This is a genomic window from Enterobacter sp. D2 (assembly GCF_034427575.1).
GTDB classification, from domain to species: Bacteria; Pseudomonadota; Gammaproteobacteria; order Enterobacterales; family Enterobacteriaceae; genus Enterobacter; species Enterobacter cloacae_M.
Genome location: NZ_JAXQPP010000001.1, coordinates 1,649,442 through 1,673,699 on the forward strand (window position 1 = coordinate 1,649,442; position 24,258 = coordinate 1,673,699).

Genomic DNA, 24,258 nt, shown 5'->3' on the forward strand with positions numbered 1-24,258 from the left:
GTAATTTAGTTATTGCATTTTTTCCCTTCTCTTTTGATCCTATTTTCTGCATCATTGAAAATATTAACTTTTCGCGCCTGGGGTGAGATTATGTCGACTATTGACGCACAAGCTGTAGCACAACGAATTGATACCGTGCTGGATATCCTGGTGGCGGGCGATTATCACTCTGCTATCCGTAATCTCGAGATCCTGAAGTCTGAACTTCTTGCTCAGAATGGTGCCGACAATGCGCCAGAAAACGGACAGCCAAAAGCGCCGTGGGAAGTTTAATCCCACCGTCTCCGACCTCGTTTCGCTTTATTAAATGGATGCTATGAATTCCCGACAACAACTCATTTTGCAGATGGTCATCGATCAGGGACGCGTAAGCGTAGTCGATCTCGCTAAAACCACTGGCGTGTCTGAAGTCACCATTCGTCAGGATCTTAATCTGCTGGAAAAACAGAGCTACCTGCGTCGCGCGCACGGATATGCTGTCCCGCTGGACAGTGATGACGTTGAGACGCGTATGATGAATAACTACGCGCTCAAACGTGAACTGGCGGAATTTGCCGCGTCACTGGTGAACAACGGCGAGACCGTCTTTATTGAAAACGGCAGCAGTAATGCCCTGCTGGCGCGCACGCTTGCCGATCAAAAAGACGTTACCATCATCACCGTCAGCAGCTATATCGCGCATTTGCTCAAAGAGACGCGCTGCGAGGTGATTCTGCTGGGCGGTATTTACCAGAAAAAAAGTGAAAGCATGGTTGGCCCGCTGACCCGTCAGTATGTTCAGCAGGTTCATTTCAGCAAGGCCTTTATCGGGATTGACGGCTGGCAGCCTGAGACAGGTTTTACCGGCCGGGATATGATGCGCTCTGACGTCGTGAATGCCGTGCTGGAAAAAGAGTGTGAAGCCATTGTATTGACCGACAGCTCTAAATTTGGCGCCGTTCACCCTTATACGATGGGCCCGGTTTCACGCTTTAGCCGCGTGATTACCGATGAACGGTTGAGCGACGCGCACCGTAATAAACTGGAAGATGACGGGCTGATCGTCAATATTATTAAAATGACCGCCTGAGTTCCCTCCGCGCCCGAATTTCGGGCGCATACGCCCTTCTTTCTCTGAGATGATTCCTGGTACTTCTTTAAGAGTTTTTACCTGTTTAACCTGCATTAAAGTCGTAAAATTAATGTTAGCGATATAACAGGAAGTGACTATCACCTGCGTGATTACGTAACGCCTGCGCGACCAGCTTTCACGGAGAACAGAATTAAGTATTCGATTCGTCTATACTTAACGTGTACATCTTTCCGTGAATCGATAATTCAGGAGAAAGTATTATGACCTTAACCAGCAAAAAATTAGCCGCCGCTGTTCTGGCAATCACTGTAGCAATGTCCCTGAGCGCGTGCTCTAACTGGTCTAAACGTGACCGTAACACCGCTATTGGTGCCGGTGCCGGTGCTCTCGGTGGTGCAGTATTAACGGATGGTAGTACGCTGGGTACATTAGGTGGCGCTGCTGTCGGTGGTATTATCGGTCACCAGGTTGGCAAATAATTATTATCTAAGCCTTCCCCGGTATTGCGATATTTGAACGCATTTCAGGTCTGACATACGCACGTATATAACACGAGCCACGGCATTTGCCGTGGCTCATTTATTTTAACCGCCTGCCAGTTTGACTTTCATACCTTTGGCTTCCAGCAGAGATTTTATTAAATCGCGCTTATCTCCCTGGATTTCAATAATGCCGTCTTTCACGGCGCCGCCGCAGCCACATTTCTTTTTCAACTCGGCCGCCAGCTTTGCCAGTTCAGCATCATTCAGGTCAATGCCGGAGATAAGGCAAACCCCTTTCCCTTTTCGTCCACTGGTTTGACGCTGGATCCGAACGATGCCGTCCCCTTTTGGACGTTCCACTTTCGCTTTCGGCTCGTCTATACGCCCACTATCAGTTGAATAGACCAGACGGCTGTTGGAATCGGTCATTAGGCCCCCTTTTTCAGCGATGCGTTGATAGCCTTAAGCGTCTCAGCCGGGTTGGCAGACTGCGTCACCGGACGCCCGATGACCATGTAGTCAACGCCAGCAGCCAGCGCCTGCTCAGGCGTCATAATACGGCGCTGATCGCCCACGTCGCTGCCTGCAGGACGGATACCCGGCGTAACCAGTTTAAAATCCTGGCCCAGCGCTGATTTGAAACGTACCGCTTCCTGTGCGGAGCAGACGACGCCATCCAGGCCGCAATGCTGCGTCAGACGCGCGAGACGTTCGGCATGCTCGGCGGGTGACAACGTCACGCCCAGGTCGCGAAGATCGTTTTCGTCCATACTGGTCAGCACTGTGACCGCAATCAGCAACGGTGCATCTTTACCGAACGGCAGGAGCGCCTCACGGGCGGCGGTCATCATTCTTGCCCCACCCGATGCATGGACGTTGACCATCCATACGCCCAGCTCTGCGGCTGCGGCAACCGCGTGCGCCGTGGTATTCGGGATATCGTGGAATTTCAGATCGAGGAAAACGTCAAAGCCGCGCTGCTGCAGATCGCGAACGATTTGCGGTCCAAACAGCGTGAACATCTCTTTGCCAACTTTCAGACGGCAGTCGCGAGGGTCGATGCCGTCGACAAACGCCAGTGCAGCGTCACGCTTATTGTAATCAAGCGCAACAACAACAGGAGAATCCGTAATTACGCGGGAAGTGGAGGATGTAACAGACGTCATGACCAGCCCTTTTCGTCTATGGGCGCGCAGCGGCGCGGAACAGATAAACGGCCAGCATTCTACCTGCCGACGCCGCAAATTGACAGGATCCATTTACGCGCCTGCCAGGCCGACAAACCGCACGGAGTTCAGGATATGGGAAAAACAATTAGTATGTTGTAACTAAAGTGGAGTGTTTTAAAAAAATTACTGCCCGTCCAGACCACGGATTGGCTTGATGGTGGACCAGGCGCGGCAGGAAGGACAGTGCCAGTAGAGCGTATACGCGGTAAAACCACACTTCTGGCAACGATAGCGCGGCTTGCTGCGCACCTGTTCGCCAACCATGTCGCGCAGCACCATCAGGCTCTCTTTGGCGCGCCCTTCTTCAGCGTCGTTCAGGTGGTAATCCATCAGCTTATGGAACACCCGCATGGTCGGATGGCGCTGCAGCTGACGCGTAATATAAACCTGCGCGGTGTCGCTTCCCTCATACTGCTCAACGACGTCTGAGAGCATCAGTTCAGCGGTGGCACCGGTATTTTCTTCCACGCAGCGACGCAGGAAAGCTACCCACTCTTCCTGCTTGTCCAGCTGTTGATAGCAGGTTTGCAGCATTTCCAGCGTTTCACTGACCAGCTCTTTGTCCTGGTCGATAACCCGCAGCAGGCTTTCAACGGCTTTGGCGTAGTTGCCACTCGCCATAAAGACGCGCCCCATCATGATGGAGATTCGCGCGCTGTTGGGGTCCGCGGCGGCGCCTTTCTTCAGCATCGCCATGGCTTTATCCATGTCGTCGTTGCCCATCTGCTGAAGAGCAAGTTCACAGTAGAAATGGGCGATCTCAACGCGCTGCTTATCTTTACCCAGCTTCACCAGACGTTCCGCGGTATCAATGGCTTTCTGCCAGTCGCTGGTGGCCTGATAAATCTGCAGGAGCTGCTGCAGCGCGCCGATGCGGAAATCTGTTTCGTCCACCAGCTGCGCGAACATATCTTCTGCGCGATCGTACAACCCTGCGGCCATGTAATCCCGCCCCAGCTGTTGCACCGCAAGGAGACGTTGATCGTAGGTCAGCGAGGCGCTTTCCATCAGGGTCTGGTGAATACGAATGGCACGATCGACCTCGCCGCGCGAGCGGAACAGGTTGCCCAGGGTGAGATGCGCTTCAACCGTCCCCGTATCCTCTTTCAGCATATCGAGGAACAGGTCTACCGCTTTGTCCTGCTGATTGCTCAGAAGGAAGTTCACCCCCGCAACGTAGTCGCGGGAGAGCCGGTTGGCCTCATCCTGTTTTGTTTGTTGCGCACTTCTGCGGCCCATATACCAGCCATAGGCTGCGGCTACAGGCAAAAGCAGAAACAACAACTCCAGCATAGTCGATTATTCCTTCACGACCGGCACACCAGAGCTTTCCGGGATGTCAGACGCAGGGGCAATGTTATTTTCGAGTCGCTTAATTTTACGTTCAGCGCGCGCAAGAGAGACACGGACTTTAAGCCAGAACAGACCGCAAACCAGCCAGCCAATGGCAAATCCGGCAGCAAATAATACCGCCAGCAGGCTCGAGACGCGATACTCACCCTGAGCCAGCAGATAGTTAAACGTCACCTGCTGATCGTTTTGTGCACCCAACGTGACTGAAATGACAAAAATCGCCAATACCAGTAAGAAAATGAGTAAATATTTCACATTACTTCCCGTTATGTGGTTCAAGCGAATAAAGTGTGTTCAATTCACCGCAATCAGCCTTATAAACTACCATTTTAGCGACGAGCGCGAAACGGAAAAAGTGACGCGCAGGTCATGGATCTATGGGCAAAATGCGGAATATCAACCGTCAGGCGTCTGTCTGGTCCCTTTCGGCAATTTCTTCTTTCTCTTCTGGCGGTGGCGTTAGCGGGCCACAGAATCGTTCAGTGAGCCAGGTCGCCAGCACGATCAGCAGCCATGAGATGAGCGTGGCGACGACCAGGTCGCGCGGCCAGTGCATCCCCAGCAGCAGGCGGCTGCCCATGACTCCCGTCGCCCAGACCAGTAAAATCACGATAGTGATCGTTCGGCGCCTTGGCCAAAGCAGCCCAACCCCCAGCAACGCCCAGCTGGCCGCAAACATGGTGTGACCGGAAGGAAACGCGAACCCGGTCTCTTTCTGCCAGTGTTTACGCAAGAATTTCGGGATATCCTGCTGTTCCGAAAGCTGTTCTTTCACCAGCGCGCCACGATCTTTTCGCTTTAAATTGTAGAACTCATCCACCGGAACATGATGCGTTTTTTCCAGCCAGACGACAAAAGGACGCGGTTCCTGAACGCGATCTTTAACCCAGGACTTTACGCCCTGGCCGACAAGGATAGCGCCCCCGAGGATCGCAAAGAGCATCAGCGCCGCGCGCAAACGAAAGCGCAGGCACCACAGAAACCAGGCGCAGAGGAGTACGTGGGTAATAATCCCCCACGGCTGGGTGACCGTTTCCGTTATCCAGTATAACGTTTTCAGCCACGTGGCATTATGCCCGGGCTGCCACATCCAGCCTGAAAGCCATACGGCCAGAGGCATAATCAGTAAAATGGCCGCACCTGCTGCCGTACGTCTGGCGATTGAAAGCATGTCTTCTCCTTTTTCGCTAAGCGTCACAATCATAACTGAAATTAATCATCCTGGTGGATATGTCGGATCGTGCGTTTAACGTTCATATAGCATGGTGCCCATTAGGCGAACCTGCTGAGCTTGTGGCAAAATGAACTGATACAGAAAGCAAAACAGGGCAAAGGCACGAAACGTGTCAGCCTACTCTGGAGAATCACATGCAGCTTAAACGTGTGGCAGAAGCCAAACTGCCAACCCCATGGGGCGATTTCCTGATGGTGGGTTTTGAAGAACTGGCAACCGGACAGGATCATGTCGCGCTGGTTTATGGTGACATTTCAGGGCAGACGCCGGTTCTGTCCCGCGTCCATTCAGAGTGTCTTACCGGCGACGCGCTGTTCAGCCTGCGCTGTGATTGTGGTTTCCAGCTGGAAGCCGCCCTGTCTCATATTGCAGAAGAAGGCCGCGGTGTGCTGCTTTATCACCGTCAGGAAGGTCGTAATATTGGTCTGCTGAATAAAATCCGCGCCTACGCGCTTCAGGACCAGGGCTACGATACGGTTGAAGCAAACCATCAGCTTGGCTTTGCCGCTGACGAACGCGACTTCACCTTATGCGCCGATATGTTCAAGCTGCTGGGCGTGGACGAAGTTCGCCTGCTGACCAATAACCCGAAAAAAGTGGAGATCCTGACCGAAGCGGGGATCAACATCGTCGAGCGCGTACCGCTGATTGTCGGCCGTAACCCGAAGAACGCCCACTACCTGGATACCAAAGCCGCCAAAATGGGTCATCTGCTGAAAGAGTAATGCTAAAAAGCCCGGCACGGGTGCCGGGCTCGTTTCATCAATCCAGCATCTTACGAATCACATAATGTAAAATGCCGTCGTTCTGGTAATAGGTCAGCTCGGTTGCCGTATCAATACGGCACCGGCAATCCAGCACCTCGATTTTCCCGTCTGCCCGCGTTAACTTCACCGGCACCGTTTTCCCCGGCTGCAGGTTTTGCAGACCGCTAATCTCAATCTGCTCTTCCCCGGTCAGTCCCAGCGTTTTACGCGTCACGCCCTGCGGAAACTCGAGCGGCAGGATCCCCATACCAATCAGATTCGAGCGGTGAATACGTTCGAACGATTCGGCGATGACCACGCGAACGCCAAGCAGACGCGGACCTTTCGCCGCCCAGTCGCGGCTGGAGCCGGAACCGTACTCTTTCCCGGCGATCACCGCCAGCGGCGTACCTTCCTGTTGATATTTGACCGCCGCATCATAAATCGAAACCACTTCCGTTCCCGGCAGATGGCGCGTCATGCCCCCTTCTACGCCCGGGACCATTTCGTTACGAATGCGGATGTTGGCAAAGGTCCCGCGCATCATGACCTCATGGTTGCCGCGACGCGAGCCGTAGGAGTTAAAATCGCGGCGTTCGACGCCCCGGCTCTGCAGATAACGGCCTGCCGGGCTATCGGCTTTGATACTCCCCGCCGGAGAGATATGGTCGGTCGTGACGGAATCCCCCAGCATCGCCAGTATGCGCGCGCCGTGGATATCCTTAAGCGGTGCCGGCTCGGCCAGCATCTCATCAAAGAACGGCGACAGACGAATATAGGTCGAGTCATCCTGCCAGTCGTAGGTATCTGAGCCCACGACGTTGATGGTTTTCCACTCCGGCGTGCCTTCAAAGACCTCCGCATACTCTTTGCGGAACATCTCGGTTGAGACCTTTTCAACGGCCAGCGCGATTTCACGCGAAGATGGCCAGATATCTTTCAGGTAGACAGGGTCATTCTTGCGATCGTGCCCAATCGGATCGGTCGCCAGGTTGATATTCATGTTGCCTGCAAGGGCATACGCCACGACCAGCGGCGGCGAGGCAAGCCAGTTGGTTTTCACCAGCGGGTGAATACGCCCTTCAAAGTTTCGGTTACCGGACAGGACCGCGCCTACCGTCAGGTCGCCCTGCTTAATCGCCGTTTCAATCGGTTCAGGCAGTGGGCCGGAGTTACCAATGCAGGTCGTACAGCCGTAGCCCACGAGGTTAAAGCCCAGCTCGTCAAGGTACGGCGTCAGTTTGGCCTGCGCCAGATAATCCGATACCACTTTGGAACCCGGTGCCAGCGAGGCCTTGACCCATGGCTGAGGTTTTAGCCCAAGCTCTACCGCCTTTTTAGCCAGCAGACCTGCCGCCATTAAGACGCTGGGGTTCGAGGTGTTGGTGCAGGAGGTAATGGCCGCAATAACAACCGCGCCGTCCGGGAGCTGATACTGATGTCCGTTCAGGACATAGTCGACTGGACGGTGGTCTTTCTGCGCCACGTTCACTTCCAGGGCATTGCTGGCGGCAAAGGCTTTTGGCACGTCACTCAGCGCAACCCGATCCTGTGGACGTTTCGGCCCGGCGAGGCTCGCCTCGACGCTTCCCATATCGAGTTCAAGCGTGCTGGTGAAGACCGGTTCATCGCCCGGGTTTCGCCACATGCCCTGCGCTTTGGTATAGGCCTCCACCAGCGCGACCTGCTCTTCGCTGCGCCCGCTAAGGCGCATGTATTCCAGCGTGACGTCATCGATGGGGAAAAAGCCGCAGGTTGCACCGTATTCAGGCGCCATATTGGCAATGGTGGCACGGTCGGCAAGCGGCAGCGAATCCAGACCATCACCGTAGAATTCTACAAACTTGCCCACCACACCATGCTTACGCAGCATCTGGGTGACGGTGAGCACCAGATCGGTGGCGGTAATGCCTTCAGACAGCTTGCCGGTGAGCTTGAAGCCCACCACGTCAGGGATAAGCATGGACACCGGCTGGCCGAGCATGGCCGCTTCCGCTTCGATACCCCCGACGCCCCAGCCCAGCACGCCCAGACCGTTGATCATGGTGGTATGGGAGTCCGTGCCCACCAGCGTGTCCGGATAGGCGACCCACTCTTTATCCTGCAATTCACTCCAGACGGCTTTACCCAGATATTCAAGGTTCACCTGGTGACAAATACCGGTACCCGGCGGGACCACGCTAAACCGGCTGAACGCCTGCTGCCCCCACTTAAGAAACACGTAGCGCTCGTGGTTGCGTTCCATCTCCAGACGCACGTTCTCGCCAAAGGCGTCGTCATCACCAAAGCGGTCAACGGTTACGGAGTGGTCAATGACGAGGTCAACGGGGGAAAGCGGATTCACTTTTGCCGTATCTCCGCCGAGACGCTTAACGGCCTCGCGCATCGCGGCTAAATCAACGACGGCCGGGACACCGGTAAAGTCCTGCATCAGCACCCTGGCCGGGCGGTAGGCGATTTCTCTGTCGGCATGGGCATTTTCCAGCCACCCTGCCAGCGCCTGGATATCATCAAGGGTGACAGAGTCACCGTCCTGCCAGCGCAATAGGTTTTCCAGTAAAACTTTCAATGACTTGGGTAAACGCGAAATGTCCCCAAGCGTTCTGGCAGCCAGCGGCAGGCTGTAGTAATGCCAGGTTTTATTTTCTGCCTGTAACGTATCCTTACTGGCTTCGCGTAGGGTTAACGACATAAGCTCCTCCTTAATCACAGAGATGCCCCGACAATCATCAGGGCCGTAATTAAAGATAACACAAAGATGTCGTAACGTTTTGATAACAACCCAAATTGATAAATTTAGGATTGGTCCAGAAAGGAAAAACAAAAAACCCCGCCGTAGCGAGGTTTTACAATTTAGTGGAGGGCCAACCAGATGAGCTGACTCCAGAACAGAATCGACACGGTAAAAACGCCGATCCATGACCAGTATTTGTGAGACGTCATGTTATTCATCATAGGGACACCAGGCATTATTTATTAAAAGATCCGAGGTAAGTCCTCAGTGCTATATTGCTGATGTGTATTTATTAAAGAGTACGAAAGTGCAGAGTCGATATTCAGACTATTTGCATCATTACGCAATTAACTAAATTATTGTTTTTTGGGTTCGTCTTCTGCGAACACATCAATAAACGCTTGCTGCTGCGGCGTTAGTTTCCAGGACGCGGGTACAACAGTCGCAGGTGCTTTACGCCCTCTGTGGCCGTTGTCACGATGCTGACACATCTGTTTTACCGTTTCTGTACGTACCGTCACTGCCATATTTAACCCCAATATTTCCAGGCCAGGAGAGCAACCACCACCCAAAACAGGGTAGAGACGAGAAAGACCGCCAGCCAGGCTTTACGCTTGAGCGCAGGATCCCTTTGCGGTTCTTCACTTCCTGAAGGCATTGCTAACCTCATACAATCGACATCGCTTATCATTTAGGACCAAACAATTGGTACAATTAATCATCTGTTGAGATAAATCCTAAAGAAACTTTAGCCGAAAAGCCAGTGAATTTACGCACCGGAAGGTATGAAATATTCAATCTTTTGACCAGAAATAAATAATTGAAAAGAAAAATTTGCGAAGGCGTAAATTAGTTTCTACTTTTGTCGCCAATTCACGACATTATAACCTTACAGATTAAATGGATAATGACATTATATGACAGGGGATGCGTAGATGATGATAATTCTAATTTAGCTTTGAGGCGTTATTTCGGTATCTTTCCCTAAGGGAAAGATACCGGGTGTGATTATTTTTCGGGGAGTTTGATGTCTTTAAACATCTCTTCAATATCTTCATTTGAGCGTAATGCAACGGCGGTATCAACCACGTCACGCGTTAAATGAGGGGCAAAGCGCTGAATAAAATCATACATATAGCTGCGAAGGAAGGTGCTACGACGGAAGCCAATCTTTGTAGTGCTATGACTGAAAACATCATGCGCATCAAGACGCACCAGGTCAGGGTCTGACACAGGATCCACCGCCATGCTGGCAATAACGCCCACCCCCAGACCAAGCCGCACATAGGTTTTAATCACGTCGGCATCCGTCGCGGTAAAGACAATGCGCGGCGTTAACCCTGCCCGGTTAAAGGCCGTATCAAGCTCGGACCGTCCGGTAAAGCCAAACGTATACGTTACCAACGGATATTGAGCCAGCTCTTCGATAGTGACCGACCCTTTACCCGCCAGGGGGTGATCGGGGGTCACCACGATAGAACGGTTCCAGTGATAGCATGGAAGCATCACCAGATCGTCATACAGATGAAGCGCTTCGGTGGCGATGGCAAAGTCTGCATTCCCCTTGGATACGGCTTCAGCAATTTGCGTTGGCGAGCCCTGGTGCATATGCAAAGAGACGCGAGGATAACGCTCGATAAAGCCTTTGATCACACCGGGTAGCGCATAGCGCGCCTGGGTGTGCGTCGTGGCAATATACAGCGAACCTTTATCCGGCCAGGTGTGTTCACCCGCCACAGACTTAATTGCATCGACTTTAGAGAGGACTTCCCGCGCAATGCGGATGATTTCCTGCCCCGCAGGCGTCACCTGGGTGAGATGCTTACCGCTGCGGGCAAATATCTGGATACCTAACTCGTCCTCCAGCATACGAACTTGTTTGCTGATGCCCGGTTGCGAGGTATACAACCCCTCGGCGGTAGAAGAGACGTTAAGGTTATGATTCACCACCTCAACGATATAACGAAGCTGCTGTAATTTCATGCCAGACCATCCGATTTAGCGCATGCGGTCAATCGCTTAAGACGATTTAATAATAAGAAACAGGTTAACTATAACCACTATATCATTTATAGCCTGACTGTATAGTACGGAACAAAAAATAATAACAAGGTAATAAAAAAGGGCCGGAAATCCGGCCCTTTTACAGGTAAGTTACGGTAAGGGAAGATTATTTCTTGCCTTCAACCCATTTGCCATCGACAAAGAAGGCTGACCATCCGGTCGCTTTACCCTCTTTCTCTGCCGCAACATACTGCTGCTTAGTTTTACGGCTAAACCGTACCACGGTTTTGTTGCCTTCCGGATCCTGCTGTGGCGCATCGGCCAGATAACGCAGTTTCTCAGGCAGACGATCGCGGAAGCGATGCAGCTCTTCCACCAGCGGCGCGCGCGTTTCACGCGATTTCGGGAAGGTGTTGGCGGCCAGGAAGACACCTGCAGCACCATCACGCAGCACGAAGTACGCGTCTGATTTCTCGCACGGCAGTTCTGGCAGCGGAACCGGATCTTCCTTAGGAGGAGCCACTTCGCCGTTACGCAGAATTTTGCGCGTGTTTTTACACTCGTCGTTGGTACAGGCCATGTACTTACCGAAACGTCCCATTTTCAGGTGCATTTCAGAACCACACTTCTCGCATTCCACAATCGGGCCGTCATAGCCTTTAATGCGGAACTCGCCCTCTTCGATCTCATACCCGTCACACGTTGGGTTATTACCGCAAACGTGCAGCTTACGTTTTGGATCGATCAGGTAGCTGTCCATTGCCGTGCCGCATTTCTTGCAGCGGCGTTTGGCACGCAGAGCGTTAGTTTCCGCATCGTCACCCTCCAGCACGTTGAGAACTTCGTTCTCAGGCACCAGGTTGATGGTCGTTTTGCAGCGCTCTTTTGGTGAAAGCGCATAGCCGGAGCAGCCAAGGAACACGCCTGTGGTTGCGGTGCGGATCCCCATCTTGCGACCGCAGGTTGGACAGTCGATGCTGGTCAGAACCATCTGGTTAGGCAGCATGCCGCCCTCTTCAGGGTCTTTCTCCGCTTTTTCAAGCTGGTCGGTAAAGTCGCTGAAGAAGCTGTCGAGTACCTTTTTCCATTCCGCCTGATGGCTGGCAACCTGGTCGAGGCTGTCTTCCATTTGCGCGGTGAAATCGTAGTTCATCAACTCGCGGAAGTTTGCTTCCAGACGGTCAGTGACGATCTCACCCATTTTTTCCGCATAGAAACGGCGGTTTTCAACGCGCACGTAGCCGCGGTCCTGAATGGTCGAGATGATGGACGCGTAGGTCGATGGACGACCAATACCGCGTTTTTCCAGCTCTTTCACCAGGGACGCTTCACTGAAGCGCGCAGGTGGCTTGGTGAAGTGCTGTGCCGGAACCAGATCGACAAGCGACAACTCGTCACCTTTATTAACCGCAGGCAGCGTTCTGTCTTCATCGCCTTTACGCAGCGCAGGCATCACCTTCGTCCAGCCGTCGAAGCGCAGAATACGACCGCGCGCCTTCAGGCGGAAATCACCCGCGCCGACGGTCAGCGTGGTGGAGTCGTACTGCGCCGGGGTCATCTGGCACGCCACGAACTGGCGCCAGATCAGCTGATACAGCTTCTGCGCGTCAGCTTCCATGTCTTTCAGCGATTCCGCTAACACCGAGACGTCAGAAGGACGAATCGCTTCGTGAGCTTCCTGAGAGTTCTCTTTGCTGGCGAACTGGTTAGCGCTTTCCGGCAGGTATTTCTTACCGAAATTGTCGCTGATGTAGCCGCGGACCATGTTGACCGCATCCTGGCTCAGGTTGGTTGAGTCGGTACGCATGTAGGTGATGTAGCCCGCTTCATACAGGCGCTGCGCCATCATCATGGTCTTCTTCACGCCATAACCCAGACGCGTGCTTGCAGCCTGCTGCAGCGTAGAGGTAATAAACGGCGCACCCGGCTTGCTGCTGGTCGGTTTGTCTTCACGTTCCAGCACCTGATAGCGTGCTTTTTCCAACAGCGCTACGGCGGCCATGGTCTGGTCGCGGTTTTCCGGACGGAAAGGCTTGTCGTTGTGATGGCTCACCTGCAGCGGCAGAGCGTCACCGCCCGGCGTGGTCACATTGGCATCGACTTCCCAGAACTCTTCCGGCACGAAGGCTTTAATTTCGCGCTCACGCTCAACGACCAGACGCACGGCGACGGACTGCACACGCCCTGCGGACAGGCCACGGGCAATCTTCTTCCACAGCAGTGGAGAGACCATGTAGCCCACAACGCGGTCCATAAAGCGACGTGCCTGCTGTGCGTTTACGCGGTCAATATTCAGCTCGCCCGGCTTCTCAAACGCCTGACGAATCGCATTCTTCGTAATTTCGTTAAACACTACACGGCTGTAGCGTTTGTCATCACCACCGATCACTTCCCGCAGGTGCCACGCAATGGCTTCCCCTTCGCGGTCAAGGTCGGTTGCGAGATAGATGTGGTCTGCTTTTTCAGCAAGCTGCTTCAGTTCGTTAACGACTTTTTCTTTACCGGGCAGCACTTCATATTGTGCATCCCAGTTATGCCATGGGTTAACACCCATGCGGTTGACAAGCGCGCTACGTTCATCCTTTTTAGGCTTTTTAGCCCCTTTGGTGGAGGTAGAGTCTGCGCTCTTTTTGCTGGCTGAGCCACTGGTCGGCAAATCGCGGATATGACCCACGCTGGACTTAACCACGTAGTCATTACCCAGATACTTATTGATCGTTTTGGCTTTTGCCGGGGACTCAACGATGACGAGAGCTTTACCCATATTCACCTTTACCTAATTTAATTCTTCCAGGAATACGCCGCACGTTGATTTCCCTTCCGCTGACGACGAGCCAATGATATTGCGACTGCGTCAGGAGATATCAACCCCTTTGTCTTACCGGACGTTAATGAGAAGACGCCCAGGTGATTGAGTTTTCGGGTATTTTTCTCACATCTCGTGTAATTCGTGACGAATTCCCGGTTGAATGTCAAGCAATTCTGTTGCCAGAATGACGAAAGCGCACACTCTACCTGATAAAATTCGTTACGCAACTTTATTAGCATGCAAAAGCAGATCCCGCCAGCCAGGACCCTGCACCTTATCCCCTCACATTACAGGGAAAATTTGCCCCCAAAGCGCCCTCGGCGTAGACTATTGTCACTGTTTAAGGAGTGGATTATGCAGAATACGACCCAACCTATTGACCGAGCCTCTCTGCTTATCGAAGCAAACAAGCTTATCCGTGACCATGAAGATACGCTGGCGGGCATTGAAGCCACCGGCGTAGAGCAGCGTAATGGCGTGCTGATTTTCAGCGGCGAATACTTCCTTGACGAACAGGGTTTACCGACCCCGAAAAGCACTGCCGTGTTTAACATGTTCAAATACCTGGCGCATACGCTTTCAGAGAAATATCACCTGGTCGATTAACGCAAAGCGCGAGGCATATGCCTCGCGTTTTTGTTTACAGCAGCGGTTTTTGTCCGCGCTGTAGCCAGCGCAGCAGCAGGCGGTCCGCGCTTTCTGCGGCACTGTTGGTAAAGCGGTCAAGGAGTCGCTTACGCTGGGTAAAGCGCACGCCCACCAGTTCCCGACCTTCCATCAGATTGAGCAGCAGATCGTCGCTGGTTCCAACTTCATCCACCAGCCCTTTCTCCTGCGCCTGGACGCCGTACCAGTGCTCGCCCGTCGCGACGTGTTCAATATCGAGCGTTGGGCGCATACGGTGTACAAAATCTTTAAAGAGATGATGCGTTTCATTGAGATCTTCGCGGAATTTTTGACGTCCTTCTTCCGTGTTTTCCCCCAGCAGCGTCAGGGTACGTTTGTACTGACCCGCCGTGTGAAGTTCGATATCGATCTCTTTATTTTTCAGGAAGCGGTTAAAGTTCGGAATCTGCGCGACCACGCCGATCGAGCCAATAATGGAGAACGGCGCGGCAACAATTTTGTCCGCCACGCAGGCCATCATGTAGCCACCGCTCGCCGCCACTTTATCCACGGCCACGGTCAGCGGGATCTGTTTTTCACGCAGGCGCTGCAGCTGTGAGGCGGCCAGTCCGTAACCGTGAACCACCCCGCCCGGGCTTTCAAGACGCACGACAACCTGATCCTGCGGTGTCGCCACGGCCAGAACGGCAGTCACTTCCTCCCGCAGAGAAGACACTTCATGCGCATCCATACTGCCTTTAAAATCGAGCACATAGACGCGCGGCGTGGCCTTATCCTGCGGCGCATTGAGCTTTGCTTTTGCCTTTGCCGCTTTGGCTTCCTGTTTATGCTTTTTCTTCTGCGCTTTCAGCCAGAGTTTCTGTTGATGACTATCAAGCAGCGCCAGAGACATCTCTTCCTGCATCTCTTTATACTGCTCGCTCAGGCGGGTGATGCGTAACTCCCCACGCTGACGCTTGCGCTGCGTCAGGTTGACAATCAGAACGGCTACCACCGCAATGGCAATCACCACCGTCGCGATTTTGGCCAAAAACAACCCATATTGAGAAAGTAATTCCACGCGCTCCACCTTGATTTAACCACGAATCTTTCACGGCAGTGTACAACAGCCCTGCCCATGCGTCTCGCTCGCGACATTACCTCTGCGAGGCGCCTTCAGGAATCCCCGGACCGGAGATTAAATATTTGCAAAATGTTAATTTTACAGTAATGCGTCCTGTAGACTGATTGAATTATCAGGCGAATTCGGGCATAAAGCCGAAAAGTCATTATAAAGGCACCATTGCGTCACCGGTCGCCTGAGGAGTCACCGTGCATTATCAACCGCAAAAAAATCTGCTGCACAACCGGATTATTCTTGTCACCGGTGCCAGCGACGGGATTGGCCGCGAGGCGGCCCTGACATACGCCGAATATGGCGCGAACGTCATTCTGATCGGCCGCAGCGAAGAAAAACTGCAAAACGTCGCTCAGGAGGTTGAGGCTAAATGCGGCACGCCTGCCCCGTGGTATACACTCGATTTACTGACCTGCACGCCCGCGGTGTGCCAGGAATTAGCCCAGCGCATCAGCGTTCACTATCCGAGACTCGACGGCGTGCTGCATAACGCCGGTTTGTTAGGCGAGGTTCGTCCGATGGATAAACAGGATCCTGATATCTGGCAGCAGGTGATGCAGGTCAACGTCAACGGCACGTTTTTCCTGATACAGGCATTGCTTCCTTTATTACTCAAATCCGAGTCCGGGTCCCTGGTCTTTACCTCGTCCAGCGTTGGCCGTGAAGGACGCGCAAACTGGGGAGCCTATGCCGTATCAAAATTCGCGACCGAAGGCATGATGCAGGTGCTGGCGGAGGAGTATCAGAGCCGCCATCTGCGCGTAAACTGCATTAACCCGGGCGGTACGCGCACCAAAATGCGCGCCAGCGCGTTCCCGAGCGAAGATCCGCAGAAGCTGAAAACCCCGGCAGACATTATGCCGCTCTATCTCTGGCTGATGGGCGACGACAGCCGCCGCAAAACCGGGATGACCTTTGACGCCCAGCCGGGACGTAAACCAGGAATTTCGCAATGAGTGAAGAACGTCATCAGCAGCGCCAGCAGCGTCTGAAAGAACAGGTCGATGCACGCGTTGCCGCAGCCCAGGACGAACGTGGGATCGTCATCGTTTTTACCGGCAACGGAAAAGGGAAAACCACCGCCGCATTCGGCACGGCGACACGCGCCGTCGGACACGGGCAAAAAGTGGGCGTGATCCAGTTTATCAAAGGCGAATGGCCCAACGGTGAGCGGAATTTGCTTGAGCCTCACGGCGTTGAGTTTCAGGTGATGGCGACCGGTTTTACGTGGGATACTCAGAATCGGGAAACGGACACCGCAGCCTGTCTCGCCGTCTGGGAGCATGCAAAGAGAATGCTGGCCGATCCCTCGCTGAATATGGTGCTGCTGGATGAGATCACCTATATGGTCGCCTACGACTACCTGCCGCTGGAAGCCGTTCTGGATGCTCTGAAGAACCGTCCTGTACACCAGACGGTTATCGTCACGGGGCGCGGGTGTCATCGGGATATTCTGGAGATGGCCGATACCGTCAGCGAACTGCGTCCGGTCAAACACGCGTTTGATGCAGGCGTCAAAGCGCAAATTGGAATTGATTACTAAAGAAAAAAGCCCGGTGCGTTCACCGGGCTTTAATATTAACCGTTGTTGTTACGGCTGCCGGAGCGGCGACTGCTGCTCACCTGGCTGTGGCGCTTCACCGCGCGACGGATCTGATTCGCCTTCATGCGACGACGATCTTTTTCCACCGCCACTTTTGAGGTGGTTTCTGGCGTCAGGCCAACCAGCTCGCGCAGGTAGTTGGTTTGGGTCAGATCCAGTTCGGTATAACCCCCGCGCGGCAGACCTTTCGGCAGCAGAATGTCGCCGTAACGGACGCGGATCAGACGGCTCACCTGGACGCCTACCGCTTCCCAGAGACGACGCACCTCGCGGTTACGGCCTTCGGTCAGGGTCACGTTGTACCACTGGTTAATGCCTTCCCCACCGGTAAATTTGATGGTTTTGAACGCCGCAGGACCGTCTTCAAGCTGAACGCCACGCGACAGATCGCGCAGTTTATTTTCGTCAACCTGGCCAAATACGCGCACCGCGTATTCACGTTCCACTTCACGGCTTGGGTGCATCAGACGGTTTGCCAGTTCACCATCGGTGGTGAACAGCAGCAGACCGCAGGTGTTCACGTCCAGACGACCGACGGCAATCCAGCGAGCGCCACGCAGTTTAGGCAGACGGTCAAACACCGTCGGACGACCTTCCGGGTCGTTGCGGGTGCACAGCTCGCCTTCCGGCTTGTAGTAAGCCAGCACGCGGCAGATCTGTTCAGCGGACTCTTTCACGGAGATGAGGTGACCGTCGATGCGGATCTTCAGCCCCGGTACGATTTCAACGCGGTCACCCAGCGTGGCGATTTTACCGTCCACACTCACGCGACCCGCTTCAATAATGGCTTCGATTTCACGGCGTGAGCCGTGGCCGGCGCGCGCCAGCACTTTCTGTAACTTCTCGCTCATTGAGCTTCCTCAGGTGTCGCCTTCACAGGCGTCGAATCAGGTCAAAAGAGGGCTGAGCCCTGCTTTGATGGCCGCGTAGTATATCTGCTTATACCTTTACAAGAAAGGCTTTACGTCACCCACGCCTTCACGAATCACTTCCGGTGCATCTTCGGTTAAGTCGACCACGGTGGTCGGCTGCTGGCCGAGATAGCCGCCGTGAATAATCAGCTCGACCACCTTCTCCAGACGATCTTTGATCTCTTCCGGATCGGACTCGGTAAACTCACTTCCGGGCAGCATCAGCGAGGTAGAAAGCATCGGTTCGCCGAGGGTTTCCAGCAGCGCCTGCGCAATCGGGTTCGACGGCACGCGCATACCGATGGTTTTGCGTTTCTCCTGCAGCAGACGACGCGGTACTTCCTTCGTGCCCTTCAGGATGAAGGTGTAGTTGCCCGGCGTGTTGTTCTTAATCAGGCGAAACGCCACGTTATCAACATACGCATAGGTCGACAGCTCAGAGAGATCGCGGCACATCAGAGTAAAGTTATGGCCGTCCGGCAGCTGGCGAATACGGCAAATGCGCTCCATTGCCCCTTTATCTTCAATTTTACAGCCCAGCGCATAGCCTGAATCGGTCGGGTAGACAATCACGCCACCTTTGCGGACGATCTCCACGGCCTGGTTGATCAGACGTGGCTGCGGGTTATCCGGATGGATATAGAAAAACTGACTCATACTTCCCTCTCTTCAATTTGCTGCGGCTGTTCCCAGAGCTGCCAGACCGGCTCAACGCCAGCGGGCAACCAGAGCTTGCGCCCCAGTTCGATCCACGCGCAGGGCTGATGGAAATCAGAGCCCTGTGACCCAAGCAGGCCGAACTGGCGGGCATAGGTCGCGAGCTGCGCGCGCTCGTTGGGCGCCTGCTGACACTGGGCGACTTCCATCGCCTCGCCACCGCATTCGGCAAAGTGTGCCAGCAGCCTTTTCAGCCATTTAGCAGAAAGATTATACCGCCCAGGATGGGCCAGCACGGCCTTACCGCCAGAATGATGAATCACATCAATAGCTTGTTTTATTGTACACCACTGTGGCGGAACGTATCCGGTTTTACCGCGTGCCAGATACTTTTTAAAGACGTCCGCCATGTTCGTCGCTTTGCCCGCGTCGACCAGAAAACGGGCGAAATGACCGCGGGTGACCGCCCCGCCGTTCGCCATCTTTTGCGCGCCTTCCAGCGCGCCCGGAATATGCGCCTTTTCCAGACGCTCGCCGATCATCTCTGCGCGCTGATTGCGGCGCGTTTTTTGTTCTTGCAAAAATGCCGTAAGTGCCGGATGGTCTATATCGATGTTCAGGCCAACAATATGAATCTCATGGTTTTCCCAGACGGTCGAGATCTCGACGCCGGACACCAGATTCAGCGCCAGCCCGCTGCGGGCAATCTCTGCGCGCGCCGCCGGAATGGCATCAGTGGTATCGTGATCGGTTATCGCCAGCGTGCCGACGCGCATTTCAACGGCGCGATGAACCAGGGCTTCGGGTGTCAGCAGGCCGTCAGAGGCCTGAGTATGGCTGTGTAAATCATAAATAATGGCGTAGGTGGTATCGCTCAAAGCACTTCCCATAACAGGTTGGAGACATCCGAAAACACCATGATACCGACTTAACGCGAAATTCTGAAATCAAGGGTTGACAACTTGCCACCGAACTAGTTAACTAGTACGAAAGTTCACACGAGAAAGGTATCTGAAAATGACAGCACATTTCGCTCTTCACGGCTGGTGGCGCACTTCCTGATCTTCGGGCAGTGTCACGCGTCTGCGAAATGCAAACAGATACCCGCCCGCTACCCAGCGGGCTTTTTTTTGAACAAAATATGAGAACAACAACATGCAAACAGCCAAACCTCATCTCGAACTGCTGACCTGCGAGGCGGCCTATCGCCACAACCCGACCGCGCTGTTTCATCAGGTGTGCGGGGCACGTCCGGCAACGCTGCTGCTGGAATCGGCGGATATTGACAGCAAGGACGATCTCAAGAGCCTGCTGCTGGTCGACAGCGCGCTGCGCATTACCGCTTTAGGTGACACTGTCACCATCAAGGCATTATCAGACAATGGCGCATCGCTGCTGCCGCTGCTGGATGCCGCCCTGCCATCGGGCATTGAAAATGAACGTCATCCAGAAATGCGCATTCTGCATTTCCCGCCGGTGAGCCAGCTGCTGGACGAAGACGCGCGCCTCTGCTCCCTGTCCGTTTTCGATGCCTTCCGCCTGCTGCAGAATCTGGTCACCGTGCCGGAAGACGAGCGTGAGGCGATGTTCTTCGGCGGGCTGTTTGCTTACGACCTGGTTGCCGGTTTTGAAGATTTGCCGGAAACCGAGCAGGGCAATCGCTGCCCGGATTATTGCTTCTATCTGGCTGAAACGCTGCTGGTGATCGACCACCAGAAGCAATACACCCGCATCCAGGCAAGCCTGTTCACGCCGTCTGCCGCTGAGAAAAACCGTCTTGAGCACCGCATCGCTCAGCTGCAGCAGCAGATGACGGAAGCACCACCCGCGCTGCCGGTGCAGCGCGTGGAGAAAATGACCTGCGACGTTAGCCAGACTGACGATCAGTACGGCGCCGTGGTTCGCCAGATGCAAAAAGCGATTCGCGCCGGGGAAATTTTCCAGGTCGTGCCGTCCCGTCGCTTCTCACTGCCCTGCCCATCGCCGCTCGCAGCCTACGACGTGCTGAAAAAGAGTAACCCAAGCCCGTACATGTTCTTCATGCAGGACAACGAATTCACGCTGTTCGGCGCCTCGCCGGAAAGCTCGCTGAAATACGACGCCACCAGCCGTCAGATTGAGATCTACCCGATTGCCGGTACCCGTCCGCGCGGACGCCGCGCCGATGGCTCGCTGGACCGCGATCTGGACAGCCGCATCGAGCTGGAGATGCGCACCGACCATAAAGAACTCTCCGAGCACCTGATGCTGGTTGACCTGGCGCGTAACGATCTGGCACGCATTTGTACTCCCGGCAGCCGCTACGTGGCGGACCTGACCAAAGTCGACCGCTATTCGTTCGTGATGCACCTGGTCTCCCGCGTGGTCGGCGAGCTGCGCCACGATCTCGACGTGCTGCACGCCTACCGCGCCTGCATGAACATGGGCACCCTCAGCGGCGCGCCGAAAGTACGCGCCATGCAGCTGATTGCTGCCGCCGAAGGACGCCGTCGCGGCAGCTACGGCGGCGCGGTGGGCTACTTCACCGCCCACGGTGACCTCGACACCTGCATCGTAATCCGCTCTGCCTACGTTGAAGACGGTATCGCCACCGTTCAGGCGGGTGCCGGGATTGTTCTTGATTCTGTTCCGCAGTCTGAAGCTGACGAAACGCGCAGTAAAGCCCGTGCGGTCCTTCGCGCCATTGCTACCGCACACCATGCACAGGAGATTTTCTGATGGCTGACATTCTGCTGCTCGATAATATCGACTCCTTTACCTATAACCTGGCAGATCAGCTGCGTGCGAATGGCCACAACGTCGTTATCTACCGCAACCACGTTCCGGCGCAGACCCTGATTGACCGTCTGGCCACCATGCAAAACCCGGTGCTGATGCTCTCCCCGGGGCCAGGCGCGCCGAGCGAAGCGGGCTGTATGCCGGAGCTGCTGACCCGCATGCGCGGCAAACTGCCGATCGTCGGCATCTGCCTCGGCCATCAGGCGATTGTTGAAGCCTACGGCGGCTACGTTGGCCAGGCGGGTGAGATCCTGCACGGTAAAGCGTCCAGCATTGAACATGACGGCCAGGCGATGTTTGCCGGGCTGCCGAACCCGCTCCCGGTCGCGCGCTATCATTCGCTGGTTGGCAGCAATATTCCCGCCGGGCTGACTATCAACGCCTCGTTTGAAGGTATGGTGATGGCGGTGCGCCACGATGCGGACCGCGTCTGCGGCCTGCAGTTCCACCCGGAATCAATCCTGACCTCCCATGGCGCCCGCCTGCTGGAGCAGACGCTCGACTGGGCGTTACAGAAGCTGGAGCAGACCAACACCCTGCAGCCGATTCTGGAAAAACTGTACCAGGCGCAGACCCTGAGCCAGCAGGAGAGCCATCAGCTCTTCTCCGCCGTGGTTCGCGGTGAGCTGAAGCCTGAGCAGCTTGCAGCCGCGCTGGTGAGCATGAAGGTGCGCGGCGAAAGCCCGCAGGAGATCGCCGGTGCCGCCACGGCACTGCTGGAAAATGCCGCCCCGTTCCCTCGCCCGGACTATCAGTTTGCGGATATTGTCGGTACCGGCGGTGACGGCAGTAACAGCATCAATATCTCCACCGCCAGCGCCTTCGTGGCGGCGGCGTGTGGTTTGAAGGTCGCGAAGCACGGCAACCGCAGCGTGTCCAGCCGGTCAGGTTCTTCCGATCTGCTCGCCGCATTCGGTATTAACCTCGATATGAACGCCGAGCGTTCCCGTGAAGCGCTGGATGACCTGGGCGTCTGCTTCCTGTTTGCGCCGAAGTACCACACCGGTTTCCGCCACGCGATGCCGGTTCGTCAGCAGCTTAAAACCCGCACGCTTTTTAACGTGCTCGGCCCGCTGATCAACCCGGCCCACCCGCCGCTGGCGCTGATTGGCGTTTACAGCCCGGAACTGGTTCTGCCGATTGCCGAGACGCTGCGCGTGCTGGGTTATCAGCGTGCCGCCGTGGTGCACAGCGGCGGTATGGATGAGGTTTCTCTTCATGCGCCAACGCTGGTGGCCGAACTGCGCGACGGTGAAATCCTGAGCTATCAGCTGGAGGCTGCCGACTTCGGCCTTGCGCCATACCATCAGGAAGCGCTGGCTGGCGGTACGCCGGAAGAAAACCGTGACATTCTCACGCGCTTATTACAAGGTAAAGGAGAGGTCGCCCATGAGGCCGCCGTTGCTGCCAACGTCGCCATGCTGATGCGTTTGCACGGTGAGGAAGACCTGAAGGCCAACGTTCAAAAAGTTCTGGATGTACTGCGCTCCGGTGCAGCTTACGATCGCGTTACCGCACTTGCGGCAAGAGGGTAAAGAATGCAGACCGTTTTAGCGAAAATCGTTGCCGATAAGGCCATCTGGGTGGAAGCCCGCAAGCAACAGCAGCCGCTTGCCAGTTTCCAGAATGACGTCGTCCCGAGCAGCCGTCGTTTCTATGACGCCCTGCGGGGTACGCGCACCGCGTTTATTCTTGAGTGCAAAAAAGCGTCCCCCTCCAAAGGCGTTATTCGTGACGATTTCGATCCGGCACGTATTGCCGGCATTTATAAGCATCATGCTTCAGCCATCTCCGTGCTGACGGATGAGAAATATTTTCAGGGCAGCTTCGATTTTCTGCCCATCGTCAGCGGCATCGCGCCGCAGCCGATCCTGTGCAAAGACTTTATTATCGACCCGTATCAGATCTGGCTGGCGCGTTTTTACCAGGCCGACGCCTGCCTGCTGATGCTCTCGGTGCTCGACGATGAGCAGTATCGCCAGCTTTCCGCCGTGGCGCACAGCCTGAATATGGGCGTGCTGACCGAAGTGAGCAACGAAGAGGAGCTGGAGCGCGCGATTGCGCTGGAAGCCAAAGTGGTCGGCATTAACAACCGCGATCTGCGCGACCTGTCCATTGACCTTAACCGTACGCGTCAGCTGGCGCCGCGTCTGGGGTCTGGCGTCACGGTGATCAGCGAATCCGGCATTAACAGCTACGCCCAGGTGCGCGAGCTGAGCCACTTCGCCAACGGTTTCCTGATTGGCTCCGCCATGATGGAACATGACGATCTCAATGCGGCTGTGCGTCGCGTGCTGCTGGGTGAAAACAAAGTCTGCGGCTTAACCCGCGAACAGGATGCTCAGGCCGCGTATGAAGCCGGGGCGATTTATGGCGGGCTGATCTTTGTGGATTCCTCTCCTCGCGCGGTCAGCGTAGAGCAGGCGCGTAAGGTCATCGCAGCGGCTCCGCTCAGCTACGTGGGCGTTTTCCGCAATGCAGATATTGCAGACGTTGCGGCAAAAGCCGACGCGTTATCCCTGAGCGCGGTGCAGCTCCACGGCGATGAAGACCAGATCTATATCGATGCCCTGCGCGCCGCGCTGGCACCACAGGTGCAGATCTGGAAAGCGCAAAGCGTTGGCGATACGTTGCCCTCGCGTAACCTGAACCACGTGGATAAATACGTCCTCGATAACGGCCCGGGCGGTACCGGCCAGCGTTTTGACTGGTCGCTGCTGAACGGCGCAAAGCTGGACAACGTCCTGCTGGCGGGTGGATTAGGCCCGGATAACTGCGTAGAAGCCGCTAAAACCGGCTGCGCAGGCCTCGATTTCAATTCAGGCGTAGAGTCCCAGCCGGGTATCAAAGATGCCAGCAAGCTGGCCTCGGTTTTTAAAACTCTGCGTGCATATTAAGGAAG

The 24,258-nt window shown here is 55.0% G+C and carries 25 protein-coding genes and 1 other annotated feature; of the genes, 11 read left to right on the plus strand and 14 right to left on the minus strand.

Annotation, left to right across the window (positions count from 1 at the left end):
* Nucleotides 1-90 precede the first annotated feature (90 nt).
* From SPG90_RS07965 to osmB, 3 genes are all read left to right on the plus strand, one after another.
* A complete protein-coding gene (locus tag SPG90_RS07965; RefSeq protein WP_029740522.1) occupies nucleotides 91-273 on the plus strand; it encodes a hypothetical protein in 183 nt (60 codons plus the stop codon).
* A gap of 43 nt (nucleotides 274-316) precedes the next feature.
* Nucleotides 317-1,069, plus strand: a complete 753-nt coding sequence (locus tag SPG90_RS07970) for a DNA-binding transcriptional regulator YciT (protein WP_063409339.1) — start codon at nucleotides 317-319, stop codon at nucleotides 1,067-1,069.
* Nucleotides 1,070-1,332: 263 nt separating this feature from the next.
* A complete protein-coding gene (osmB, locus tag SPG90_RS07975; protein WP_008501216.1) occupies nucleotides 1,333-1,551 on the plus strand; it encodes an osmotically-inducible lipoprotein OsmB in 219 nt (72 codons plus the stop codon).
* Between the two features lie 105 nt (nucleotides 1,552-1,656).
* On the opposite strand, the gene yciH is transcribed toward osmB, so the two are convergent.
* From yciH to pgpB, 5 genes are all read right to left on the minus strand, one after another.
* Nucleotides 1,657-1,983, minus strand: a complete 327-nt coding sequence (gene yciH / locus SPG90_RS07980) for a stress response translation initiation inhibitor YciH (protein ID WP_045400174.1) — start codon at nucleotides 1,981-1,983, stop codon at nucleotides 1,657-1,659.
* Nucleotides 1,983-2,720: an orotidine-5'-phosphate decarboxylase gene (gene pyrF, locus SPG90_RS07985; RefSeq protein ID WP_029740523.1), complete on the minus strand. Its 738-nt coding sequence runs from the start codon at nucleotides 2,718-2,720 to the stop codon at nucleotides 1,983-1,985. Before pyrF ends, yciH begins: the two co-directional genes overlap by 1 nt.
* A gap of 186 nt (nucleotides 2,721-2,906) precedes the next feature.
* On the minus strand, nucleotides 2,907-4,076 hold the full coding sequence (lapB, locus tag SPG90_RS07990; RefSeq protein WP_126304021.1) for a lipopolysaccharide assembly protein LapB: 1,170 nt from the start codon (nucleotides 4,074-4,076) through the stop codon (nucleotides 2,907-2,909).
* A gap of 6 nt (nucleotides 4,077-4,082) precedes the next feature.
* The gene (locus SPG90_RS07995; RefSeq protein WP_023312067.1) at nucleotides 4,083-4,391 is read right to left on the minus strand and encodes a LapA family protein; all 309 of its coding nucleotides are present in this window, start codon (nucleotides 4,389-4,391) and stop codon (nucleotides 4,083-4,085) included.
* 148 nt (nucleotides 4,392-4,539) lie between these two features.
* The gene (gene pgpB, locus SPG90_RS08000) at nucleotides 4,540-5,307 is read right to left on the minus strand and encodes a phosphatidylglycerophosphatase B (protein WP_023312068.1); all 768 of its coding nucleotides are present in this window, start codon (nucleotides 5,305-5,307) and stop codon (nucleotides 4,540-4,542) included.
* Nucleotides 5,308-5,504: 197 nt separating this feature from the next.
* Between pgpB and ribA the strand changes: the two genes are divergently transcribed.
* Nucleotides 5,505-6,095 carry a GTP cyclohydrolase II gene (gene ribA / locus SPG90_RS08005; protein ID WP_008501210.1) on the plus strand — a complete coding sequence of 197 codons (591 nt, stop codon included), beginning with the start codon at nucleotides 5,505-5,507 and terminating at the stop codon, nucleotides 6,093-6,095.
* A gap of 37 nt (nucleotides 6,096-6,132) precedes the next feature.
* On the opposite strand, the gene acnA is transcribed toward ribA, so the two are convergent.
* The 5 genes from acnA to topA all read right to left on the minus strand — a co-directional run bounded on the left by acnA (nucleotide 6,133) and on the right by topA (nucleotide 13,618).
* Nucleotides 6,133-8,808 (minus strand): aconitate hydratase AcnA, encoded by a 2,676-nt coding sequence (acnA, locus tag SPG90_RS08010; RefSeq protein ID WP_048979148.1) that lies wholly within the window; start codon nucleotides 8,806-8,808, stop codon nucleotides 6,133-6,135.
* 161 nt (nucleotides 8,809-8,969) lie between these two features.
* On the minus strand, nucleotides 8,970-9,068 hold the full coding sequence (gene ymiC, locus SPG90_RS08015) for a small membrane protein YmiC (protein ID WP_032623144.1): 99 nt from the start codon (nucleotides 9,066-9,068) through the stop codon (nucleotides 8,970-8,972).
* 311 nt (nucleotides 9,069-9,379) lie between these two features.
* Entirely contained in the window at nucleotides 9,380-9,520 is a 141-nt protein-coding gene (locus tag SPG90_RS08025) for a YmiA family putative membrane protein (RefSeq protein WP_213327741.1), read from the minus strand.
* Between the two features lie 338 nt (nucleotides 9,521-9,858).
* Entirely contained in the window at nucleotides 9,859-10,833 is a 975-nt protein-coding gene (gene cysB / locus SPG90_RS08030; protein ID WP_008502814.1) for an HTH-type transcriptional regulator CysB, read from the minus strand.
* A 187-nt stretch (nucleotides 10,834-11,020) separates the two neighbouring features.
* Complete coding sequence (gene topA, locus SPG90_RS08035; RefSeq protein WP_045620487.1) at nucleotides 11,021-13,618, minus strand: type I DNA topoisomerase; 2,598 nt, start codon at nucleotides 13,616-13,618, stop codon at nucleotides 11,021-11,023.
* Nucleotides 13,619-14,017: 399 nt separating this feature from the next.
* Here topA and SPG90_RS08040 point away from each other — a divergent pair, with 399 nt between their 5' ends.
* The gene (locus tag SPG90_RS08040) at nucleotides 14,018-14,269 is read left to right on the plus strand and encodes a YciN family protein (RefSeq protein WP_023312072.1); all 252 of its coding nucleotides are present in this window, start codon (nucleotides 14,018-14,020) and stop codon (nucleotides 14,267-14,269) included.
* A gap of 34 nt (nucleotides 14,270-14,303) precedes the next feature.
* Here the strand turns inward: SPG90_RS08040 and sohB are convergent, their stop codons facing one another.
* Nucleotides 14,304-15,350 carry a protease SohB gene (sohB, locus tag SPG90_RS08045; protein WP_126304019.1) on the minus strand — a complete coding sequence of 349 codons (1,047 nt, stop codon included), beginning with the start codon at nucleotides 15,348-15,350 and terminating at the stop codon, nucleotides 14,304-14,306.
* 251 nt (nucleotides 15,351-15,601) lie between these two features.
* Here sohB and SPG90_RS08050 point away from each other — a divergent pair, with 251 nt between their 5' ends.
* Entirely contained in the window at nucleotides 15,602-16,363 is a 762-nt protein-coding gene (locus SPG90_RS08050; RefSeq protein ID WP_322408072.1) for a YciK family oxidoreductase, read from the plus strand.
* Nucleotides 16,360-16,950: a cob(I)yrinic acid a,c-diamide adenosyltransferase gene (gene cobO / locus SPG90_RS08055; RefSeq protein WP_045400186.1), complete on the plus strand. Its 591-nt coding sequence runs from the start codon at nucleotides 16,360-16,362 to the stop codon at nucleotides 16,948-16,950. Before SPG90_RS08050 ends, cobO begins: the two co-directional genes overlap by 4 nt.
* Before the next feature lie 35 nt (nucleotides 16,951-16,985).
* Here the strand turns inward: cobO and rluB are convergent, their stop codons facing one another.
* The 3 genes from rluB to rnm all read right to left on the minus strand — a co-directional run bounded on the left by rluB (nucleotide 16,986) and on the right by rnm (nucleotide 19,456).
* Nucleotides 16,986-17,861: a 23S rRNA pseudouridine(2605) synthase RluB gene (gene rluB / locus SPG90_RS08060; RefSeq protein WP_023312076.1), complete on the minus strand. Its 876-nt coding sequence runs from the start codon at nucleotides 17,859-17,861 to the stop codon at nucleotides 16,986-16,988.
* Between the two features lie 96 nt (nucleotides 17,862-17,957).
* Nucleotides 17,958-18,578 carry an L-threonylcarbamoyladenylate synthase gene (locus SPG90_RS08065; protein ID WP_003856793.1) on the minus strand — a complete coding sequence of 207 codons (621 nt, stop codon included), beginning with the start codon at nucleotides 18,576-18,578 and terminating at the stop codon, nucleotides 17,958-17,960.
* On the minus strand, nucleotides 18,575-19,456 hold the full coding sequence (rnm, locus tag SPG90_RS08070) for an RNase RNM (protein WP_029740530.1): 882 nt from the start codon (nucleotides 19,454-19,456) through the stop codon (nucleotides 18,575-18,577). Before rnm ends, SPG90_RS08065 begins: the two co-directional genes overlap by 4 nt.
* 139 nt (nucleotides 19,457-19,595) lie before the next feature.
* Between rnm and trpL the strand changes: the two genes are divergently transcribed.
* From trpL to trpCF, 4 genes are all read left to right on the plus strand, one after another.
* Complete coding sequence (gene trpL / locus SPG90_RS08075; RefSeq protein ID WP_071524153.1) at nucleotides 19,596-19,640, plus strand: trp operon leader peptide; 45 nt, start codon at nucleotides 19,596-19,598, stop codon at nucleotides 19,638-19,640.
* Nucleotides 19,617-19,710, plus strand: a sequence feature (Trp leader region). (Overlaps the previous gene by 24 nt.)
* Nucleotides 19,711-19,733: 23 nt before the next feature.
* Entirely contained in the window at nucleotides 19,734-21,296 is a 1,563-nt protein-coding gene (locus SPG90_RS08080) for an anthranilate synthase component 1 (RefSeq protein WP_045404885.1), read from the plus strand.
* Nucleotides 21,296-22,891: a bifunctional anthranilate synthase glutamate amidotransferase component TrpG/anthranilate phosphoribosyltransferase TrpD gene (gene trpD, locus SPG90_RS08085; RefSeq protein WP_023312079.1), complete on the plus strand. Its 1,596-nt coding sequence runs from the start codon at nucleotides 21,296-21,298 to the stop codon at nucleotides 22,889-22,891. The genes SPG90_RS08080 and trpD overlap by 1 nt, the downstream gene beginning before the upstream one ends.
* A gap of 3 nt (nucleotides 22,892-22,894) precedes the next feature.
* Nucleotides 22,895-24,253 (plus strand): bifunctional indole-3-glycerol-phosphate synthase TrpC/phosphoribosylanthranilate isomerase TrpF, encoded by a 1,359-nt coding sequence (trpCF, locus tag SPG90_RS08090; protein WP_126304014.1) that lies wholly within the window; start codon nucleotides 22,895-22,897, stop codon nucleotides 24,251-24,253.
* The last annotated feature ends 5 nt before the right edge of the window (nucleotides 24,254-24,258 follow it).